Source organism: Kitasatospora putterlickiae (assembly GCF_039527695.1).
GTDB lineage: Bacteria > Actinomycetota > Actinomycetes > Streptomycetales > Streptomycetaceae > Kitasatospora > Kitasatospora putterlickiae.
Genome location: NZ_BAAAKJ010000099.1, coordinates 27913 through 29212 on the forward strand (window position 1 = coordinate 27913; position 1300 = coordinate 29212).

Below are 1300 nucleotides of genomic sequence, written 5' to 3' on the forward strand. Positions count from 1 at the left end.
CGCCCGGGCCCGGCCGTCGGCGGGACCGGCGGGATCAGGACGCCGAGGTGAAGGCGGTGAGGAAGCGGGACGGGACCGGCGAGCCGGAGCCGTTGAAGCACAGCGGGTTGAGGTTCACCGTGCCGGAGCTGCGGGTCCAGGGGAGGGCCAGGCCGCAGTAGTCCGGGCCGGGGCCGAAGGCGGTGACCTGCGCGGTGTCCGAGGGGACGGCGATGTTCGGCATGGTGACGTTGTAGGGGACGGACCCGGCGAGCGTGTTGACCCCGCCGGAGGAGTTGAAGTTCGTCCCGGCCGGCACGCCGCCGTTGAACCACAGGTAGCCGTAGGACTTGGGCGGCAGCGCCGCCCCGTGCACGGCCCGCTTCTCCGAGTAGCTCAGCGTCCAGCGGGTGTCGAACGGGGCGTTGGCGGCGTTGTAGCAGTTGACGATGACGGTCTGGCCGCCCGCCGACGGCGCCCAGTCGCCGACCTTGCAGCGCGCGGCGTTGGCCATGTCGACGGCGGTGACCTCGATGTTCCCGGCCGGGGTGGCCTGGCCCAGGCCGGGCAGCCAGACCTTCCAGACACCGGGCCCGCCGTAGCCGACCGCGTTGGTGGCGCCGGTCGAGTTGTACTGGGTGATCACCGCGCCGGTGGTGTTCGAGTGGACGTAGCCGTAGCCGCCGACGGCGGGCGCCGGCACCCCGCTGCTGGTGGTGTAGAGGACGGTGAACCGGCTGTCCTCGGGCGCGCCGCCCGGCCGGTAGCAGGCCACCCCGACGTCCTGCCCGCTGCCGGCCGTCACCCAGCCCCTGACCTGGCACCAGCCGCCGGTGCGGCCGACAGCCGTCACGTGCGCGATGCCGCCGGGGCCGGCGATCAGCGGGAAGTGCACGATGTAGGACCCGACCCCGATGTGATCGACCTTCACCGGGTTGGCGGCCGGGGACGACCAGCTGCCCCACTGCCGGGTGGTGTCGGGCACGTAGGCCGGCCACGGCGGCGCCGGGTTGTCGAGGTACGCGAAGCCCCAGCGGTCGGGCACGGCGGCGTGCGCCGCGCCGGCCGCCGGAAGGCTGACGCCCACCAGGGCGGCCAGCATGGCGAGGACGAGCAGCAGGGCGCGGACGGCGCGCAGCGCGCGGTCGGCGGGGACGGTTCTCACCGGTGGTACGGCGGTGCCGGCGTGCATGGGCATACCCCTTGGGTGGGAGGAATCACGGGCGGCCTGCGCGGTGTGCCCGCCCCGCGGTTCCGCCCGGGTCCGGGGTGAGCCGGTGGGCGGCGGCCGACGGGGCGGGCCCGGTCCCTCAGGGAGGGG

1 protein-coding gene is annotated in these 1300 nt (G+C 74.9%); it reads right to left on the reverse strand.

The genetic code is table 11. The features are described from left to right. Positions 1–34: 34 nt before the first annotated feature. Positions 35–1177, reverse strand: coding sequence for a hypothetical protein (locus ABD308_RS10795; protein ID WP_344331551.1), 1143 nt, complete (start codon positions 1175–1177; stop codon positions 35–37). Positions 1178–1300 lie beyond the last annotated feature (123 nt).